Raw genomic sequence first — 17,976 nt, 5'->3', positions numbered from 1 at the left:
GCCCGCGTGCGCGAACTCTGCGCCAGATTCCCGATCTATACACGCTAAGATCGGGCCATATCGGCTGAAAACGGGGTGCGGGGCTGCAAGGCTCCGCACCCTTTTTTGTTGCCACCATGACCCGAACAGTCTTGCCAGACCGTTAAAAGGCGCTTGCAAAAAAAATCAGCACCCGATCCGCCCCCGCCTGCTGGCTTTTGCAGGCCGGACAATGCGGGTTGTTTGTCCGGCTTTGCTTTTTGCCGCATCGGGCTGCAAAATCCGCCATGAACTGTTGGCCGCGTCATGTGCCGGGGACGGGCGGTCACGCTCAGGCGCTCAGGCGGGCCAGTCTGACCGCCGTATGGCCGCGCCTGGGGCGCAAATTGGGCATGACCAGCAGGCAGTCATCGTATGGGGTGCGGATTTCGTCCGCCCCATCAAAGGCGATAACCGTGCCTGCCGTGGCGACGATATCGCCACTCCGAAACGGGCGTATGAAGGTGAACTTCGCTGTCAGGGCTTTGACGCAGTCCGTCACGACACCCGATGGCGGGGGGGCGGGGCGTTCGTCCGGTGGAATGGGGGCGTGGCTGTGGGGTAGCGCGCACTGGCCTGCATGGGTCAGGAACAGCCGTGCCGTCAGCAGGGCCTGTTCGGCGGCGCTGCCCTGCCAGTGCTGCCCGGCTTCCAGCAGGCAGGCCCGTGCCTGTCCGCGCCGGGCTGCAAACCGCCCGTAATCGATCAGGCGCATGCCATCATGGTGGCCGTCATCCTGCACCACGGCAGGTGTGTGGGGGGTGGCAATATGGGTTTCGGCCTCGGCCAGCAGGCGGGCCAGGGTCTGGTTCCTGCTCGCGGCATTGGTCAGAAAAAGCGGGCGTCCGGGCCAGGGCATGGTGTGCAGGTCAAGCAGGAGGTCGGCTGTTTCTATGACGGGCAGTACTTCGCGCAGTCTGCGCATCTCGACCGAGGCATGGGCCGAGCGGATCAGATCGGGCTGCCACAGGCGGTTCAGATCCTCGTCCACAAAACGGGCCTGCATGGGGCGCGTGGGGTCGAACATGGCGTAGGCGTCAAGGTTGAGGAAAATCAGGCTCAACCGTCCGTGGCGCGGCGTGGTGCGTTCCGCCAGCAGGCGGGCCAGAGCATAAGCGCCTGTCGGCTCGTTGCCATGCATCAGCGCCGTAATAACGGCATGGGGGCCGGGTTTGCCGCTTTCGAAATGCTGCACGCCACGGATTCCGCAGTTTCCCTCCAGCCAGGGCGAAAGGTCGGGCAGGTCAAATTCCGGCATGCCAGCAGGCAGGGGGGGCAAAGGCGGGGGCAGGGTTTCGGACAGGGTGCGAAAGCGGACGCGGTGGTCCGTTTGCGTGTGGCGTTTGGACGCACACGTCATGGGCGGCCCGCACCATGCGGCGGAGCCGGGGCCATATGTGTCCAGCAGGGCAGGTGGGAAAGGAAGGAGCCGGGCTGCATCGCGCCAAAGTATGGTTCGGCTGGGCGTATGCTGCAATCCCCCGCCATAATGGCGTGCCGTGGGCCGGGCGCCTGACATGGTCAAGGGCAGGGGCAAGCGGGGCGTTCAGCCCCGGTTTTACCCCAGGAACTGGCTGTTCAGTCGGCCCGCCCGGCCCGTTCGGTTTTGGGGCGGCTGGCTTTTGGCGCGGATTTGATCGGGGCTGCTGCCGGAAGGGCCTGGCTTTCGCTGAGAATCCGGAGTTTGACATCCACCCCGACTTCCACCTGCCGCAGACGCGCGCGTTCGGTGGCGGCGCATAATGTCAGGGCCGAGCCTTTCTGGCTGGCCCGGCCTGTGCGGCCAATCCGGTGCAGATAGGTTTCGGGCTGGTCGGGTACGTCGTAATTGATAACCTGGCTGACCGAGGGAATATCCAGCCCGCGTGCCGCCACGTCGGTCGCCACCAGAATGAACAGCCGGCCAGAAGCAAAGCTGGCCAGCGTGCTCGTGCGTTTGTCCTGTGTCAGGTCGGCATGCAGGGGGGCCGCCGCCAGTCCCGCTTTCCTGAGTATTGCGGCCAGTTGGTCCGCTTCGGCCTTGGTGCGGACAAACACGATGCTGCGCATTTTGGGGGCGCGGAGGAAAAAAGCTTTCAGGAAGTCGGGTTTGCGGGTGCTGTCGATGAACAGCGCCCCCTGGCGGATGGGGCCGCGCTGCCCTGGCGTGCGCTCGACCACGATATCTTCGGGCTTGTGCAGCAGGCTTGCCAGCAGGGTCTTGTGTTCGTCGGGCCGGGTGGCGGAAAATACCAGCGTCTGTCGCGGCTTGGGCAGAAAATCGAGCACGGCCGATGTTTCTTCCAGAAATTCGGGGCAGAGCAGCCTGTCCCCTTCGTCCAGCACCAGATGGGTGCAGTCGTCCAGGTTGCAGATCCCCGCGCGCACCAGATCGAGCAGGCGGCCGGGGGTTGCGATCAGGACGTGGCTGCCGGTTCGGGCCGCGGGGCTGTCCAGCATGGCGTCAAGGGCTGCGGTCTGGTCTCCTTTGTCCACGCCCCCGAAAATGGGAATGACAGGGAGCAGACCGGGCGTATCCTCCGCATTTTTGGCTGCATTGCCATTTTTGCCGGTGCTGCGGGCGGTGGCCGGTTTTGTGGCGGCCCCGCTGCAGGCGCGGAACACTTTTGCGGTCTGTAGCACAAGGTCACGCGTGGGCAGCAGCACCAGGGCGCTGCGGGGTTTGCGGGCGGCCAGCAGTTTCTGGATAAGGGGGAGCGCATAGGCGGCTGTCTTGCCCGTGCCGGTGGGGGCCGTGGCCAGCAAATCCCGCCCGGCCAGAATGGCAGGTATGGCGGCAGCCTGAATGGGGGTGGGTTCCGTCAGGCCCGCCTGGGTGGCCAGCGCGCATAAAGCGGGAGAAAGACCCGTATCCTGGAAGCCGCCGGACATAGTATCGCCTTATCTGTGGTCTGGAATGCTCAAACATGCCTTGCATATCCCCTGCGCAGGTAGCAAGGACAGCAGGCCATGGCGCGCAGATTGCCCGCATGCGCAGGGTGTAGCAGGGGACAGCGCCATATGACGAGCGCAAACTATGCCGAGCTGAAAACAGAAGCAAACCCGCATTCCGCCGGAACGGCCGGCAATGTGGCCGGGAGCGCTGCGCCCCATGCCTTTGTGGTGGGCGAGGATTTTGCCGGTATGCGGTCGCAGGCTCTGGGGCTGATGGAGCGGGCCGGCTGGCGCGGCGTGTTCTGCCCCGTTCGGCCCGACCGCATGGCGCGGCTGGCCCTTGGCGGCCCCCGTTGGCTTGGGCAGTCCTTCATGCGCGATCAGGACGGGCAGGACCTGCTGGGCAATCTTGCCCTTGCGGCATCCGATGTGGTGATCAGCGTCGGCGGCAAGGGTGGGGCTGTAGGAGCCGCGTTGCGGAATATGGGCCGGCCCGTGGTGCAGGTGCAAAATCCGCGCCAGCGCCTGTCGCGCTTCGATCTGATCGTGGCCTGTCGGCATGACGATATCAGCGGCCCCAACGTGCTGCTGGGACGCACGGCCGTTCACGGGCTGACGCCGGAAATCCTGACCGAAGCCCGCAGGGTCTGGGAACCGCGCTTTGCACACCTGCCGCGCCCGTTGACCGTCGCACTGGTGGGGGGGGCAAATGGCCGTTTCCGGTTCGGTGAGGCCGAAGGCCGCAGGCTGGGGCAGGTGCTGGCGCAAACGGTGCGGAACCAGGGTGGCAGCCTTGTCATTACCCCCTCGCGCCGGACGGACCCCGCCGCACGGCAGGCGCTGGATGACTGCACGCGCGATGTGGGCGGCCAGATCTGGGACGGCACCGGAGAAAACCCCTATATCGGGCTGATTGCCTGTGCCGATAATCTGGTGGTGACCATAGACAGCGTGTCCATGATGTCCGAAGCGGTGGCGGGCCATGCGCCGGTCACCGTCTTCCCGCTACCGGGCCGTTCACGCCGGATCAGCAGCTTTGTCGAGGAACTGGAACTGAGCGGGCGTGTACGGGTGCTGAACGACGTTCATGATCACCTGCCCGACCCGTGGGAGACCGGGCCACTGGACGACACGCCCGAACTGGTCGAGGAAATTCACAGAAGGCTCGGGTTCTAGCCGGGCAAGAGCCCCGACGGATCAGGATATGCCCTGCTTGGTCGTGCGGGGTATGGCCAGCTGGTAGCGGCCGGGGCCTGCGGCTGCAAGGGCTAGCAGGCCGCCCGCCACGCTGATGTTCTTGTAGAAATGGATCATCATGTCGTAGCGGAGCATGCCACTCATGGTCCAGAAATGGTGCCCGATAAACCCGGTAACGACGGTATAGAGGGCAAGCGCCATGGCCAGCGGTTCGACCAGAACCCCCAGCGCAATAGCCAGGCCAAAGCCCAGTTCCACACCTGTCGCCACAAGTGCCGCCAGGGCCGGAAAGGGGGCTCCGGTTTGCGTCATATACGCAATAGCCCCCGAATAATCGGTCAGCTTGCCCCAGCCCATGACAAGGAACAGGCTGGACAGGGCAAGGCGGGCGACCAGCAGAACGGAGTTGCGCCAGGCTGAGTCGCGCATGATGGGGTGAGTAAGCATGGGTGCGTGATCCTTCGATATCATGGGTGCAACGTGCAGGCACCGGCCATGGTGCCGGGCCGATGCACCCACGATATGAAGAATGTGGTTTGCGATAAACAGAAACGATAGAAATGTATTGTTTCTATTTATTATCTTTTAATGAGGATGCCGCGGCTACCTGTGCCGGGACTGCGGAAATTTTAAAAATAGTCTTGAAGAATATGATGTTTTCCTGAATCTGCTCTTGCCGTGAAAGCAGGCGGTTTGTCCGGTCACGGCCATTCGCAGCCGATCCGGGATGTGTCGCCGTTTTTTGCAGGCGTGTTCAGGCCCAGATGGTGCCGAGCAGGAGCAGCGTTCCTACGATCAATGCGGCAATATGGCGCATGACATGTTCAGGCGTTTCCTGTGGCAGGGCGATATAAAAGGTCAGGCAGTATATGACCAGACCACAGCCCAGAACAGCGCAGATGATACGGACAATCGGGTAGTTGGAAATATCACGCGGGTCGAACTGCATGGTCTGCCTTTCTGTCGTCGTGTTCGGCGCCGGGCCGTTGCTTTATTGCGCCCTAGTCGGAAACGAAAGCCGACGCGGGGTAGCCCTGCGCGAACAGGGCAGTGCGCAGGGACGTATGGTTGATCTGTGCTGCAATATCACGCTTGACCACCGGTTTGGCATGAAACGCGAGCCCCAGACCAGCCTTGCGCAGCATGGGCAGGTCGTTGGCGCCGTCGCCTATGGCCAGGGTGGCGGCAGGGGGGCAGGCATGCGTATGGGCCAGGGTTTCAAGCAGGTGCAGCTTTGTGTCCGGCCCCAGAATGGGCTGGCCGGCCTGGCCTGTCAGCGTTGTGCCTGCGGTATCGGTCAGGAGTGTGTTGGCATGGTTCTCATCAAAGCCGCACAGGGCTGCCACACGGGCGGTAAAGAACGTGAACCCGCCCGACACCAGTGCCGTACGCGCGCCGTGGGCCCGCATGGTGCGTACCAGTTCGACCGCGCCGGGGTTGAGTGTCACGTCGCGCCAGGCTTTTTCCAGCAGCGATGTCGGCAGGCCCCGCAGCAGCGCCACGCGTTCGCGCAGGGAGGCCGCAAAATCCAGTTCGCCATTCATGGAGCGGGTTGTAATGGCGGCAATCTGTTCGCCCAGCCCGGCATGGGCCCCGATATCGTCCAGCGTTTCGTTGGCGACGATGGTGCTGTCCATGTCCGAGACAAGCAGGGTCTTGCGTCGGTTTTGCGTGGGCGTGAGAATCGCGTCCACGGCCTGTGCGCCCAGTGCGGTGCGCAGCGCGGGCAGGGCGTCCCGTGCGGTGGGGGCGGCCGGTATGTCGACGGCTTCGCCAGCGCTCAGGGTTACGGTCTCGCCCGTCGCACCTATGGCGTCGCGGGCAAGGGCGATGGTCGCGGGGGTGAGGGTCGTCGCTTCACGCCGGGCGACAAGGGTTAGAACAAGGCTCGTCATGGCAGGTGGGTGTGTGGCAGGAATACGGCCATGAAGCAAGCAGAACACCCAACGCCAGCCCGCCATGACGGTGCGGTCGACAGCAGCGATAGCCCTCCCGGTACCAGCGCCTCCGTTGTAGCGGTTGCGACCGGCCTGCCCGGTGGCGCCCATGGGGCAGGGCAGGCTTTCGCCGGGGGCAATGCTGCCGGGCCGCCAGCCGCTGGGGGAAGGGTGCCAAGCGTAGCGTTGCCGCATGGTGGGCGGGAGGGCGAGCGGGCCTGCCCGCATGCCCTGATTGTGGCCGGGCCCACCTGTTCGGGCAAGTCCGCCCTTGCCATGGTTCTGGCGCGCAAGGTTGGCGGCACCGTTATCAATGCGGATTCCATGCAGGTTTACCGCGACCTGCGGGTGCTGACCGCCCGCCCGACCCCGGCGGATGAAGCCGAGGTACCGCATTGTCTGTACGGTGTCTTACCCGCATCCGAGACGGGCAGCGTCGCATGGTGGCGCGAGCAGGCACTGGCCGCCATGCAGGCCGCATGGGCGGACAACCGCCTGCCGATCCTGTGCGGGGGCACGGGACTGTACCTGCGTGCCCTTACCCATGGCCTGTCGCTGGTTCCCCCCTGCCCGGACGAGATCCGTGCGGCGGCGCGCGATCTTGTCGCGCGTGAAGGCTCCCATGCAGTGCATGCGCGTCTGGCAGGGCTGGATCCGCAGATGGCAGCCCGCCTGAAACCCGAGGATTCCCAGCGTGTCACCCGCGCGTGGGAGGTCTGGCAGGCTACGGGCCGCAGTCTTGCGTGGTGGCAGGCGCAGCCGGGCCTGCCACCCGCGCCTTGCCGTTTTGCGGCTATCCGTCTCCTGCCCGAGCGCGGCGTTTTGCGCGCGCGCATAGCCGCCCGGTTCGAGGCCATGCTGGCAGGCGGCGCGGTGGAGGAGGTGCAGGCCCTTGTTGCCCGGCGGCTGGACCCCGCATTGCCTGCCATGCGGGCCCATGGCGTGCCCGAACTGGCAGCCATGCTGGCAGGAGACCTGACGCGGGAGGAAGCCGCCCGGCGGGCCATTGTGGCAACCGGACAATATACCAAACGCCAGGCCACATGGTTCGCCCATCATGACCTTGCGGCCGAAAATCTGACCTGCACGATCGGTGCGTGTTTTTCAGGCACGAATTTTTCCGATTTTGCGCAACTTTCGGAAAGAAATATCGAAAATATCGTTTCTTTTATTTCTGAGTGGGGTTGACGCCCATTGTAACAAGGCATAAAGATGCGCCCTGCTCCCAACTCAGGGAAGAGAGGACACCATGACAACGACCATCGCTCCGACTGCACCAGCTGCCCAGGCCACTGTGACCCTTCCGGGTGCGGAAGTGCTTATGCGCGCTCTGGTCGAGCAGGGGGTCGAGGTCATTTTCGGCTATCCCGGCGGTGCTGTCCTGCCCATTTACGATGCCCTGTTCCGCCAGAACCAGATCCGCCATGTGCTGGTGCGGCATGAACAGGCGGCCGTGCATGCGGCGGAAGCCTATGCCCGGTCCACCGGCAAGGTGGGTGTGGTGCTGGTGACCAGCGGCCCTGGTGCTACCAATGCCGTGACCGGCCTGCTCGATGCGATGATGGACTCCATCCCGCTGGTGTGCCTGTCCGGGCAGGTGCCCACGGCCCTGATCGGTAACGACGCCTTTCAGGAGGCCGACACAACCGGCATTACCCGTCCGGTGACCAAATATAATTATCTGGTGCGCAGGCCCGAGGATCTGGCTCCGGCGGTGCATGAAGCCTTCGCCATTGCCCGGTCCGGTCGGCCCGGCCCGGTTCTGGTGGACCTGCCCAAGAACATCACGGTGGGGGATGCGCCTTATATAGCTGCGCAGGCGGTTACGCCGCGTACGGGCAAGGTGCGCACGACCCCGGACCGTGCGGCGGTCGTGCGGGCCGTGGCGGCCCTGAAAGCGGCCAAGCGTCCGCTGTTCTATATCGGTGGCGGCATTATCAATTCCGGCCCGCAGGCAAGCGAGGCCCTGCGCGAACTGGCCAGGCTGACCGGCTTTCCCGTAACCTCGACCCTGATGGGGCTGGGCGCCTACCCGGCGACGGACAGCCAGTTCCTGGGCATGCTGGGCATGCACGGCACGTATGAGGCCAATCTGGCAACCCATGGGTGCGATGTGCTGGTCGCACTCGGCAGCCGGTTCGATGACCGGGTGACAGGGCGCGTCAATGCGTTTTCTCCCGGTTCGTTTAAGATCCATGTTGATATCGACGCATCGCAGATCAACAAGATCGTGCATGTGGATGAAGGGATCGTGGGCGATGTGGGCGAGACCATCGCCATGATGATCGAGGAATGGCAGAAGCAGCCTGCCTACGCGCATGGGGCTGACCTGAGTGCGTGGTGGGCCCAGATCGAGGGCTGGCGCGCCCTGGACTGCCTGCGTTTCAGGCAGGACCCGGCACCCGACGCCGTTATCAAGCCGCAGCAGGCGATCAGCCGGATTTTCGAACTGGCGCGCGAGACCGGACGGGACATGTATGTCTCTACCGAGGTCGGGCAGCACCAGATGTGGGCGGCCCAGTTCTTCAAGTTCGACAAGCCCAACCGCTGGCTGACATCGGGCGGGCTGGGCACCATGGGGTATGGTCTGCCCGCCGCCGTTGGCGCGCAGGTGGCCCATCCCGACGATCTGGTGATGGATATCGCGGGTGAGGCCTCGACCCTGATGAACATTCAGGAACTGGGTACTATCGCGCAGTATCGCCTGCCGGTGAAAATTTTCATCATCAACAACCATTACATGGGCATGGTCCGCCAGTGGCAGGAACTGCTGCACGGTTCGCGTTATTCCGAAAGTTATAGCGATGCGCTGCCGGATTTCGTGAAACTGGCGGAAAGTTTCCATGCCCGTGGCCTGCGTGTGACCCGGCTGGACGAACTGGACGACACCATTCGCGAAGCTCTGGCCCATGACGGACCGGTGATGGTGGATATCTGTGTTGCGGAAGGGGAAAACTGCTTTCCCATGATCCCGTCCGGGGCCGCGCATAACGAAATGATCCTTGGCCCCGAACAGGAAGACAGCGGGGCGCAGATCAGCCAGGAAGGGCAGATGCTGGTCTGAGCGCCACGCGGGGGGTAAACGACGCCACCTGCGGTCTTCATTCCGATCTGATTTGGGGAATTCTGGTTTATGCAGCACGAAATTTCCGGTTCCGCCGTGATCTCGCTTCTGGTGGACAATGAAAGCGGCGCCCTGGCGCGTATTGTCGAACTGTTCTCGGGGCGTGGCTATAATATCCAGAGCTTGACGGTCGCCCCGGTGGACGAGGCGGGAGAGATCTCGCGGGTCAATATCGTAACCACGGGCACACCCTCGGCCATCGGTCAGGTCAAGGTGCAGATCGAACGCCTTGTCCCGGTCTCGCGCGTGGTGAACCTGACGGCCCAGGGCCCGCATGTCGCGCGTGAAATGGCGCTGGTCAAGGTGGTCTCGTCCGGCGAACCCCGGACCGAGGCCTTGCGCATTGCAGAGGCGTTCCGGGCCAGAGCCGTGGATACGACAGCCACATCCTTCGTTTTCGAACTGACCGGCTCGACCGACAAGCTGGACAGTTTCATCGATCTGATGCGTCCGCTCGGGCTGGTCGAGGTTTCACGCACGGGCGTGGCTTCCATCTGCCGGGGACCGCAGACAATTCAGAATTTCTGAAGTATAGCACACAGCAACGCCGGAGGGTGTCTCCGGCAGGAGGGAGAAGAAAGAATGGCTATGCGCGTGTATTATGATCGTGACGCCGACGTTAACCTGATCAAGACCAAAAAAGTCGCGGTCATCGGCTATGGCAGCCAGGGCCACGCCCATGCCAACAACCTCAAGGACAGCGGCGTCAAGGACGTCGTGATCGGTCTGCGCGAAGGGTCCACGGCGGCTGAAAAGGCCCGCAATGCCGGCTTTACCGTCATGACGCCCGACAAGGCTGCCGCCTGGGCCGATGTGGTGATGGTGCTGACCCCGGACGAAGGCCAGGGCACGCTGTACAAGGAATCGCTGGAAAAGAACCTCAAGCAGGGTGCCGCTCTGGCGTTCGCGCATGGTCTGTCCATCCATTTCCGCCTGATCGAAGCCCGCCCCGACCTGGACGTGTTCCTGATCGCCCCCAAGGGCCCCGGCCACACGGTGCGTTCCGAATACCAGCGTGGCGGTGGCGTGCCCTGCCTGGTGGCCATTGCGCAGGACAAGTCCGGCAAGGCGCTTGAAATCGCCCTGTCCTATGCCTCCGCCATCGGTGGTGGCCGTGCGGGCACGATCGAAACCAGCTTCAAGGAAGAAGTCGAAACCGACCTGTTCGGTGAACAGGCTGTTCTGTGCGGCGGTCTGGTCGAGTTGATCCGCGCCGGGTTCGAAACGCTGGTCGAAGCCGGCTACGCGCCGGAAATGGCCTATTTCGAATGCCTGCACGAAATGAAGCTGATCGTGGACCTGATCTACGAAGGCGGCATTGCCAACATGAACTACTCCATCTCCAACACGGCGGAGTATGGTGAATACGTGTCCGGCCCGCGCGTGATCACGGCGGAAAGCAAGAAGGCCATGAAGGACATCCTTACGGATATCCAGAACGGCACCTTCGTGCGCAACTTCGTTGTTGAAAACCAGTCCGGCAACGTGTTCTTCAAGGCAACCCGCGCCCGCAACGACGCTCACCAGATCGAAGCGGTTGGCGAAAAGCTGCGCGGCATGATGCCCTGGATCGCCAAGTCCCGTCTGGTGGACAAAACTAAGAACTAAGCCGTTTTCACCCGCAAGGGCTGAGTAGCGCAAAAAAGGGCTCTTCCTCATGACGGGGAAGGGCCCTTTTTAAATGATGTGGAATGATCGGTGATGGCCCGCATGGATATATTGGGCCCGGCAAATTTATATTTAAAAAATGATGGATTGCTCCAGCCAGCATGTAAATTCGTGCGGATGGGCAATGCAGGGAAACGTCGTTTTGCGGCATAGTACTGACACGTCTATGCCCCGTGCTGCCAGCGGGGCGATGCTACTCTTCCCGACCGACGGGAAGACTGGGCAGGATGATGGTCGTTGCCCTCCTGCTCGCCGCAGCGCGTTGGTGGAGGTCCGCCAGGCCCTTGCATATTCACGGGTGAGCTAGGCAAAAATGCAGTTGGTATCGCTCTGCCCGAACGCCCATAGTGCCATGATGCAAGGTTCCAGAACCCTCCCCGCGCTGTCACCCGCACAGGAAGCGGGCTTTCGTCTGTCCACCCGGGCTGAGCGCCATGCAAAGGGTGTTCTGCTGCGCAAAACCGTGGCCCGCAGCAGCCATGCGGAGTGGACACCGGCCTCCAACCGGGCCAGTCCCGTCGCCATTCTTGCGGCACAGGGCAAAACTCGTATCGCCGACCTGCTTCCCGTGCGTTACGCGCGGATGAAGGCGTCCCCCTTTGCGTTTCTGCGGGGAGCCGCCGCCGTCATGGCCGCGGATCTGGCCCATACCCCCGTCACCGGCGTGACCGTGCAGGCCTGTGGCGACTGCCACCTTGCCAATTTCGGCAGCTACGCCTCTCCCGAAGGGGTTCCGGTTTTCGATATCAACGATTTCGACGAAACTCTACCGGCCCCGTTCGAATGGGACGTCAAGCGCCTGGGTACCTCCCTTGTCCTTGCCGGCGTGGAAGCAGGTCTGTCCGAAAAGATGGCCCGGTCCCTTCCCGAAAAAATGGCTCGCACCTACGCCCGGCAGATCAGCCAGCTCGCGGGCCTGAACCCGCTTGAAATCTGGACCAGTCGCATCGACCTGACGGCGGCCATCGCACAGTTTGAAGACCGCAAGGTGCGCGAGAGCGTAGAAACCCAGCTCGCCCGCCGCCTTGAGAGTGCCCGCAACCATTTCGGCCTTGTCGCGGATGACGGTCAGTCACCCTCCCTGCGTGAGCGCCCGCCGCTGGTGATGCGTCTGCCCGCCGAGGAAGAAACGATCAGGCACGCCTTCGCACGTTACGTCGCAACCCAGCCGCCGGAACGTGCCATTCTGCTCGACCGCTACCGTCTGCGCGATGTCGTGTTCAAAGTTGTCGGGGTTGGCAGTGTCGGTACGTTCTGTGCCATCGGCCTGTTTTCCACCGCCGATGGTGAAACGCTTCTGCTCCAGATCAAGGAAGCACAGCAATCCGTACTTGCCCCATTTACCGCGCCCTCCCGCTTCCATAACCAGGGCGAACGCGTCGTGACCGGGCAGCGCATCACGCAGGCGGTGTCGGACTCGTTTCTGGGCTGGACACATAGCGACGCGCCGCAGTCCGGTGCAGCCAAGCCGGTGCCAGATCTCTCCGGTGAGGGGCGGCAGTTCTATGTCAGGCGCCTTAAAGATGCCCGTCTCGCCGCCATTGGCTCGGATTTCGCGCAACAGGGGCTGGAGGATTACGCACGCCTGTGCGGTCGGGCTCTGGCCCGTGCCCACGCCCGGTCCGGTGATGTCGTGACAATCGGTGGATACCTTGGAACCGGCGCGGCTTTTGCCGATGCTATCTGTGCTTTTTCCTCTGCTTACGCAAAACAGACGCATGCGGACTGGGCAGAATTTATAGCCGCCCTCAAAGCCGGAGAACTCGCCTCAGCCTGAGAGTTGCCAATGGAGCGGCATTGCTTTTTCCGACGACGGTGGGTTTATGTCAGCGGCGTTCCGGTCTGGCCTGTTTTTTGAAGTTCCGGGCATGAGGCCGATCAGGTTCTGTAGAGACAGAACGGACCACACAGAACCGCCTGCCGACTGGCTGTGGTTTCATACGTCTGGTTCTTGTGGCGAAGAGTGAGCCACATGACCGGCATGAAAGGCGGTGGCCCGGCTTGTGCCGCGCCACCATGACCCTGCTACTGTAAAAGTCCGGTTTTCTGGGCCTGGCTGGCCTGCCATTTGGCGGCCTTGCGGGCTTTTTTGCGTTCGAGGCGTTCTTTCATGGCCATGCGTTCGTAACGGATACGCTGGCGGATCCAGTTCAGCATGCCCGATGCGGTCAGGACCAGAATGCCCACGAAGGTCCAGCCGTCGAGCGGCTGGTGGAACACCACGTAGCTCAGCACCACGCCCCAGACCATCTGGGTATATTGCGGCAGGGCCACGCGGTTGGCAGGGGCGCGGGCTGTGGCCAGCATCATCAGCAGTTGTCCCAGTGCCGCCAGAAAACCGTAGCCGAACAGGTAGGCCCATGCCGTCATGGTGGCGGGCCACGTCGCATGCAGCCCCATCAGCAGCCCATTGCCCACAAGCGGGCCGATCAGGCTGGACCCGAACAGCGACAGGCGTACGCTTTCGGCGCTGGCCAGGCGATAGGCGATCACACTGCCCGCATTGGCGAATGCCGCCACAAGCGCGCACAGATGCCCCAGGTTGAGCGGCCGCACGCCGGGGCGCAGGACGATCAGCACCCCGATAAAACCCAGCACGACCGCAAGCCAGGCCCAGAGCGTCACCTTTTCCTTCAGCAGCACGACCGAGAGAATGGTGACGAATAGCGGCATCAGGAACATCAGCGACAGGGCTTCCGGCATGGATAGCAGCATGAACGCTTCCACACTGGCGGCGGTGGCCACAAACACGCAGGCCGCGCGCAGCACCCACATGGCTTTTTTGCGCGGGCGAATGATGTCCAGGTAGGATTCATGCGGTTTGCGGATAAAGGGCAGGATCAGAAAGCCGAAGACCCCGCCCGAAAACGCGACTTCAAACGGGTCCATCTGCCCGGCCAGCAGCTTGGAAAAGGCGTCGCTGATCGAAAAGGAGGCATAAGCCCCCAATGCCAGCGCCATGCCGGAAAGAAGAGTCCTGGGGTCCATCGCCAAAATGCCATGTCAGTGGAGAAAGGAGCAGACCGGCGGGCGTAATCCGGTTCAAACATAAAGCCGTTGCCAGTCCTTGCGGGGGTCATACGCGCAAACGCGGGACAAATGAAAGCGGATTCCGTTTGCCATGCAGTCATGCTGCATCAGCACTGTTCTGACACGATGGCGGCGGCGGACACTCGGCACGTCCCGCATGCGGATTCACGGGGTGTTATGGCGCTGGGCGCCGTGCCGGAACCGACCGGCAGGGCCGCTACCTGTCCCGGCCCCTGTCGGGCCACCACCTGTCCGAACCACCACCTGTTCGGGCCGTTACCTGCCCGGATTATAGCTGAGCCGGAAAAGCCGGCCGTGCATGTCATCGGAAATCAGGACCGAACCGTCGGGCAGGGGTTGGACATCCGCCGGGCGTGCCAGGGGTGTGCGCCCGCTCAGCCCGTTGAGCAGCACGGTCTCGCCCACCGCCTTGCCGTCCCGCATCGCAACCGCGACCACGCGGTACCCCACAGGCGTGGAACTGTTCCACGACCCGTGCTCGGCTATGATCAGACTGCCGCGCAGGGGGGCGGGCAGCCTGTCGCCCTCGTAAAATCTCAGCCCCAATGCTGCAACATGCGGGCCAAGGAGGAAAATGGGCGGCGTATACTGCGCGCAGGACTGTCCCGCGCCAAATACGGGGTCCGGCAGATTGCCCTGGTGACAATGCGGGAACCCGAAATCCTGCCCCGCGCGGTCCAGTCGGTTCAACTCGTCGCTGGGCCTGTCATCGCCCATCCAGTCGCGGCCGTTATCGGTCAAGTAAAGCGGGAAAGGGCTTGTGGCCCCTACAGGCCAGGTCAGGCCCACGCTGTTGCGCAGCCCGAATGCAATATCCTCGCGCTGGGTACCGTCGGCGTTCATGCGCATCAGCTTGCCGAAGTCATGCCCGGTTGCGCAGATATTGCATGGCGCACCAATGGGCACATACAGCTTGCCGTCCGGCCCGAACGCAATGAATTTCCAGTCATGATCGCCTTCTTTCCAGGGCAGGTGATCGGCCGCCACCTCGGGGGCTGGCGGGGTGTCCAGATGGTGGGCAATATCGCGCAGCCGCACAATTCTGGTGGTGGCGGAAATAAAAAGATCGCCGTCATGGAACGCCACCCCGGCCGGGGCATCGAGGTCACGGGCGATGGTGCGCACCCGGGCTGGTTGTTCGGGGTGGGCGATATCCCATGATACGGCGTAAACAACACCTTCCCCCAGCGTGCCGACAAAGGCCAGCCCGGGTGGCCCCAGGGCGATTTCCCGCGCCCCGGGCACCTGGTCGCTCAGCACGCTCAGGGTAAAGCCGGGTGGAACGCTGGGGAGCGGGCGCGCCCGTGCGGCCCCTGCCACGCAACAGAGAGCCAGCATGGCCGCGACACCCCGCAAAAGCAGGGCCGATCGCTGTGGAAAGAATGGTTGGCGCATTGTTCATTCTCCTTTACGCGGGGTTTGAGGTGTGCCGCCGGGGCTTGACGCGCATTGCCGGGTTGCGGCCTTTCGGGTCGGGAGCACGCTCCCTGCGTTTAGCATGTCCGTGACACGTATCCGGCATGGTGGTGTGCCGGCCCGTGCCGTTCAGGTCATTCCGGCGTGTTCGCGGGCTACAGGGCGGGGCGTGATCTTGAACATGCCGCCCGTTGCTTCCATGATGGCCGCTTCGTTTTTGAACGCTCCTTTTTCAATCGGGTCTCCTACATGAAACAACGCGAACTTGGACGGACTGGTCTTCTGGTCAGTGAAATCTGCCTTGGCACAATGACGTTCGGCCAGCAGAACACGGAAGCCGAAGGCCATGCCCAGCTTGATCTCGCGCTTGAACGCGGCATCAATTTCATCGACACCGCCGAACTTTACGCCATTCCCCCAAAAGCCGAGACCTACGGGGCGACGGAAACCATTATCGGCAGTTGGCTCAAGGCCCGTGGCGGGCGTGACAGGCTGATTATTGCCAGCAAGGTCGTGGGGCGCAGCGCGTCCCCCTGGTTCCGCCCCGGCGGGGAAGAGGCCCGGCTGACACCACGCCAGATCCGCTATGCGCTGGAAGGGTCGCTGCGGCGGCTGGGCACGGATTATATCGATCTGTACCAGCTCCACTGGCCGGATCGCCAGATCGGTCTGTTCGGCGCAGGCGGCACGACTTTTGACGACATCACCAAAGCGGATGAAGTGCCGATCGAGGAAACGCTGGCCGTTCTGGGCGACCTTGTGGCTGAAGGCAAAATCCGCCATGTCGGCCTGTCGAACGAGACAGCCTGGGGCGTGTCCCGGTTCCTGGCGGAATCCAGAAGCGGGCTGCCCCGTGTGGCCTCCATCCAGAACGCCTATAACCTGATCAACCGCACGTTCGAGATCGGCCTTGCGGAAATGGCCCTGCGCGAACGGGTCGGGCTTTTGGCGTATTCGCCGCTGGCGCAGGGTTACCTGACCGGCAAATACCTGAACGGCGCGCGGCCCGCAGGTGCCCGCACCACTCTGTTCGACCGTGGGCAGCGTTACGAAAAACCGGGGGTGGATGTCGCGATCGAGGCCTATCTGGCGCTTGCGCGGGCAGAAGGGCTCGATCCCGTTCAGCTTGCCATAGCGTTTGTGACATCGCGGCCGTTTGTGACGTCCAATATTATCGGGGCGACCAGTCTTGCCCAGCTTGAGACCATTCTGGGTTCGGTCGACCTTGTCATCACGCCGGAGCTGGAAGAGAAAATCAACGCCATTCATCAGGTGCATTCCAACCCCGCACCGTAAGGCAAGGCTGCGCCACCGTGGCGTTTACGGTGGCGCAGCTTTGATCAGCGGCTTTGTAACGGCAGGAAAAAATCCGTCACGGCGTCCTTTGCCGGAACGTGCGGGAAAAAACGGACACGTTCGCAAAACGGCGGAACATGCTCCATCTGCTCGCCGCTGGCAGGCAGCCAGTCCCGACAGAGATACACAATCGCGCGGTCCAGCGCGTGCTCGTCCCCCACACTGCGCAGCACGGCGTACCGACCGCCGGGAATATGGCCGTGCCTCATGCCCTCGCCCAACGGGCCGGGTGCCGTATCCGTGCCGACACACAGGCCAAGCCGGTATTGCGCCGGGGGTGTGGTGTGGGGGTTGGAATAGAAAATGTTGAAAGTCCGGCTGGCGGCGGGGTTCAGCCCATGGGCTTTGCGCCAGGCAATAAAACGCTGGACCGTACCCCCGATCAGGGCCGGATCGCCCCTGTGCTCCATGATGGTAACGGGTATGGGGTCGATATCGCGCACCGTCACGTCGGCTGGCGTATAGGTCCTGTCCATGTACCTTCCTTCATGCGGGTTGGCAGGCCCGGCAATTGCAGGGCAGTCAGTCCGTCATGCAGTGCCACGCCGTGAATTTTTGCAGGCCCGGCGGCGGGCAGCCCGCCCGCGTATTCGCGGCGCAGAAAATTCTGCCCCGGCAATAAGCCGCGCGTTCAGGCAGGTTATCACGGTAGCAGATACCGATGGGTGTAGATATTGGCGGTCGCAGAGACTGGCTGTCAAAGGGCAAGACATCCGCAACAGGGTAATCCTTGCCCGGGGGCAGGCCCTGCGGGGTCTGCCTCATGGCTGGGGAAGGCGCGGGCTTTGAAACATCTGATGCAGGATGGCGCTCCGGGCTGTCCGGCGCTGCCCGTGCCCTGCCCGCGCGGGCCGGTGCGCAGGAGGCGTAAAGACAAAGCGGATGGGGGAAGGAGCACCCGGCCCCACCTCAATACAGGTCAGCCTCCTGCGCAGCAGGCCGCGTATATCTGAGCCCTGACGTGCTAGCGGATCATTTTTCTGATCACGCCCATCAGTTCCTCGATCGTGTCATCACCATCATGGTCCTGAACCGCTTCGCGCACGCAGCCTTTGGCGTGTGTTTCGAGAATACGGATGCTGACCGCATCAATCGCTGAGCGCACGGCGGAAAGCTGGGTTAGGATATCCACACAGTAGCGGTCCTCGCGCACCATGGCGGTAACGCCGCCGATCTGCCCCTCGATCCGGCGCAGGCGGTTGATCAGGGCTGTCTTGTCAGGCTGGATCACGTGCCGCCCGCTCGTCTGGCCGGCAGGTGAGCAGGCTTCGCATCCGGGTTTGTCGGTCGGCATGGCGCTACGCCTTCGTTTTGCGGTGTCTGCTCTGTTGTAGA

General features: G+C 63.0%; 16 protein-coding genes. 7 read left to right on the top strand and 9 right to left on the bottom strand.

Annotated elements, in window-relative coordinates:
• Positions 1–310: 310 nt before the first annotated feature.
• Complete coding sequence (locus ABF990_RS06355) at positions 311–1,378, bottom strand: succinylglutamate desuccinylase/aspartoacylase family protein (protein ID WP_415500201.1); 1,068 nt, start codon at positions 1,376–1,378, stop codon at positions 311–313.
• Between the two features lie 218 nt (positions 1,379–1,596).
• Positions 1,597–2,889 carry a DEAD/DEAH box helicase gene (locus ABF990_RS06350; protein WP_415492008.1) on the bottom strand — a complete coding sequence of 431 codons (1,293 nt, stop codon included), beginning with the start codon at positions 2,887–2,889 and terminating at the stop codon, positions 1,597–1,599.
• A 129-nt stretch (positions 2,890–3,018) separates the two neighbouring features.
• Here ABF990_RS06350 and ABF990_RS06345 point away from each other — a divergent pair, with 129 nt between their 5' ends.
• Positions 3,019–4,068, top strand: coding sequence for a mitochondrial fission ELM1 family protein (locus tag ABF990_RS06345; protein ID WP_415492009.1), 1,050 nt, complete (start codon positions 3,019–3,021; stop codon positions 4,066–4,068).
• Between the two features lie 21 nt (positions 4,069–4,089).
• Here the strand turns inward: ABF990_RS06345 and ABF990_RS06340 are convergent, their stop codons facing one another.
• The 3 genes from ABF990_RS06340 to serB form a co-directional block, all read right to left on the bottom strand.
• A complete protein-coding gene (locus ABF990_RS06340) occupies positions 4,090–4,536 on the bottom strand; it encodes a DoxX family protein (protein ID WP_415492010.1) in 447 nt (148 codons plus the stop codon).
• A gap of 307 nt (positions 4,537–4,843) precedes the next feature.
• Positions 4,844–5,038, bottom strand: coding sequence for a hypothetical protein (locus ABF990_RS06335; protein WP_415492011.1), 195 nt, complete (start codon positions 5,036–5,038; stop codon positions 4,844–4,846).
• A gap of 52 nt (positions 5,039–5,090) precedes the next feature.
• Positions 5,091–5,984 carry a phosphoserine phosphatase SerB gene (gene serB, locus ABF990_RS06330; RefSeq protein ID WP_415492013.1) on the bottom strand — a complete coding sequence of 298 codons (894 nt, stop codon included), beginning with the start codon at positions 5,982–5,984 and terminating at the stop codon, positions 5,091–5,093.
• A gap of 30 nt (positions 5,985–6,014) precedes the next feature.
• On the opposite strand from serB, the gene miaA reads away from it, so the two are divergent.
• The 5 genes from miaA to ABF990_RS06305 all read left to right on the top strand — a co-directional run bounded on the left by miaA (position 6,015) and on the right by ABF990_RS06305 (position 12,595).
• Entirely contained in the window at positions 6,015–7,214 is a 1,200-nt protein-coding gene (gene miaA, locus ABF990_RS06325) for a tRNA (adenosine(37)-N6)-dimethylallyltransferase MiaA (protein ID WP_415492015.1), read from the top strand.
• 61 nt (positions 7,215–7,275) lie between these two features.
• The gene (ilvB, locus tag ABF990_RS06320; protein WP_415492016.1) at positions 7,276–9,090 is read left to right on the top strand and encodes a biosynthetic-type acetolactate synthase large subunit; all 1,815 of its coding nucleotides are present in this window, start codon (positions 7,276–7,278) and stop codon (positions 9,088–9,090) included.
• A gap of 69 nt (positions 9,091–9,159) precedes the next feature.
• Positions 9,160–9,678, top strand: a complete 519-nt coding sequence (gene ilvN / locus ABF990_RS06315; protein WP_415492017.1) for an acetolactate synthase small subunit — start codon at positions 9,160–9,162, stop codon at positions 9,676–9,678.
• A gap of 60 nt (positions 9,679–9,738) precedes the next feature.
• Positions 9,739–10,758: a ketol-acid reductoisomerase gene (ilvC, locus tag ABF990_RS06310; protein WP_415492031.1), complete on the top strand. Its 1,020-nt coding sequence runs from the start codon at positions 9,739–9,741 to the stop codon at positions 10,756–10,758.
• A 412-nt stretch (positions 10,759–11,170) separates the two neighbouring features.
• Positions 11,171–12,595, top strand: a complete 1,425-nt coding sequence (locus ABF990_RS06305) for a DUF2252 domain-containing protein (RefSeq protein WP_415500202.1) — start codon at positions 11,171–11,173, stop codon at positions 12,593–12,595.
• 248 nt (positions 12,596–12,843) lie between these two features.
• Here ABF990_RS06305 and ABF990_RS06300 read toward each other — a convergent pair whose 3' ends face one another.
• Positions 12,844–13,806, bottom strand: a complete 963-nt coding sequence (locus tag ABF990_RS06300; RefSeq protein WP_415492021.1) for a DMT family transporter — start codon at positions 13,804–13,806, stop codon at positions 12,844–12,846.
• A 318-nt stretch (positions 13,807–14,124) separates the two neighbouring features.
• Positions 14,125–15,264, bottom strand: a complete 1,140-nt coding sequence (locus ABF990_RS06295) for a PQQ-dependent sugar dehydrogenase (RefSeq protein WP_415500204.1) — start codon at positions 15,262–15,264, stop codon at positions 14,125–14,127.
• A gap of 270 nt (positions 15,265–15,534) precedes the next feature.
• On the opposite strand from ABF990_RS06295, the gene ABF990_RS06290 reads away from it, so the two are divergent.
• Positions 15,535–16,581, top strand: coding sequence for an aldo/keto reductase (locus tag ABF990_RS06290; RefSeq protein ID WP_415492023.1), 1,047 nt, complete (start codon positions 15,535–15,537; stop codon positions 16,579–16,581).
• A 44-nt stretch (positions 16,582–16,625) separates the two neighbouring features.
• Here ABF990_RS06290 and ABF990_RS06285 read toward each other — a convergent pair whose 3' ends face one another.
• Positions 16,626–17,117, bottom strand: coding sequence for an AraC family transcriptional regulator (locus ABF990_RS06285; RefSeq protein ID WP_415500205.1), 492 nt, complete (start codon positions 17,115–17,117; stop codon positions 16,626–16,628).
• 488 nt (positions 17,118–17,605) lie between these two features.
• The gene (locus ABF990_RS06280) at positions 17,606–17,935 is read right to left on the bottom strand and encodes a metal-sensitive transcriptional regulator (RefSeq protein WP_415492025.1); all 330 of its coding nucleotides are present in this window, start codon (positions 17,933–17,935) and stop codon (positions 17,606–17,608) included.
• Positions 17,936–17,976: the final 41 nt, after the last annotated feature.

The sequence above is a fragment of the Acetobacter sp. genome, from assembly GCF_047723915.1.
Lineage (GTDB): Bacteria > Pseudomonadota > Alphaproteobacteria > Acetobacterales > Acetobacteraceae > Acetobacter.
Note: the sequence above shows the minus strand (reverse complement) of the source record. Positions and strands in the feature narration are given on the sequence as shown.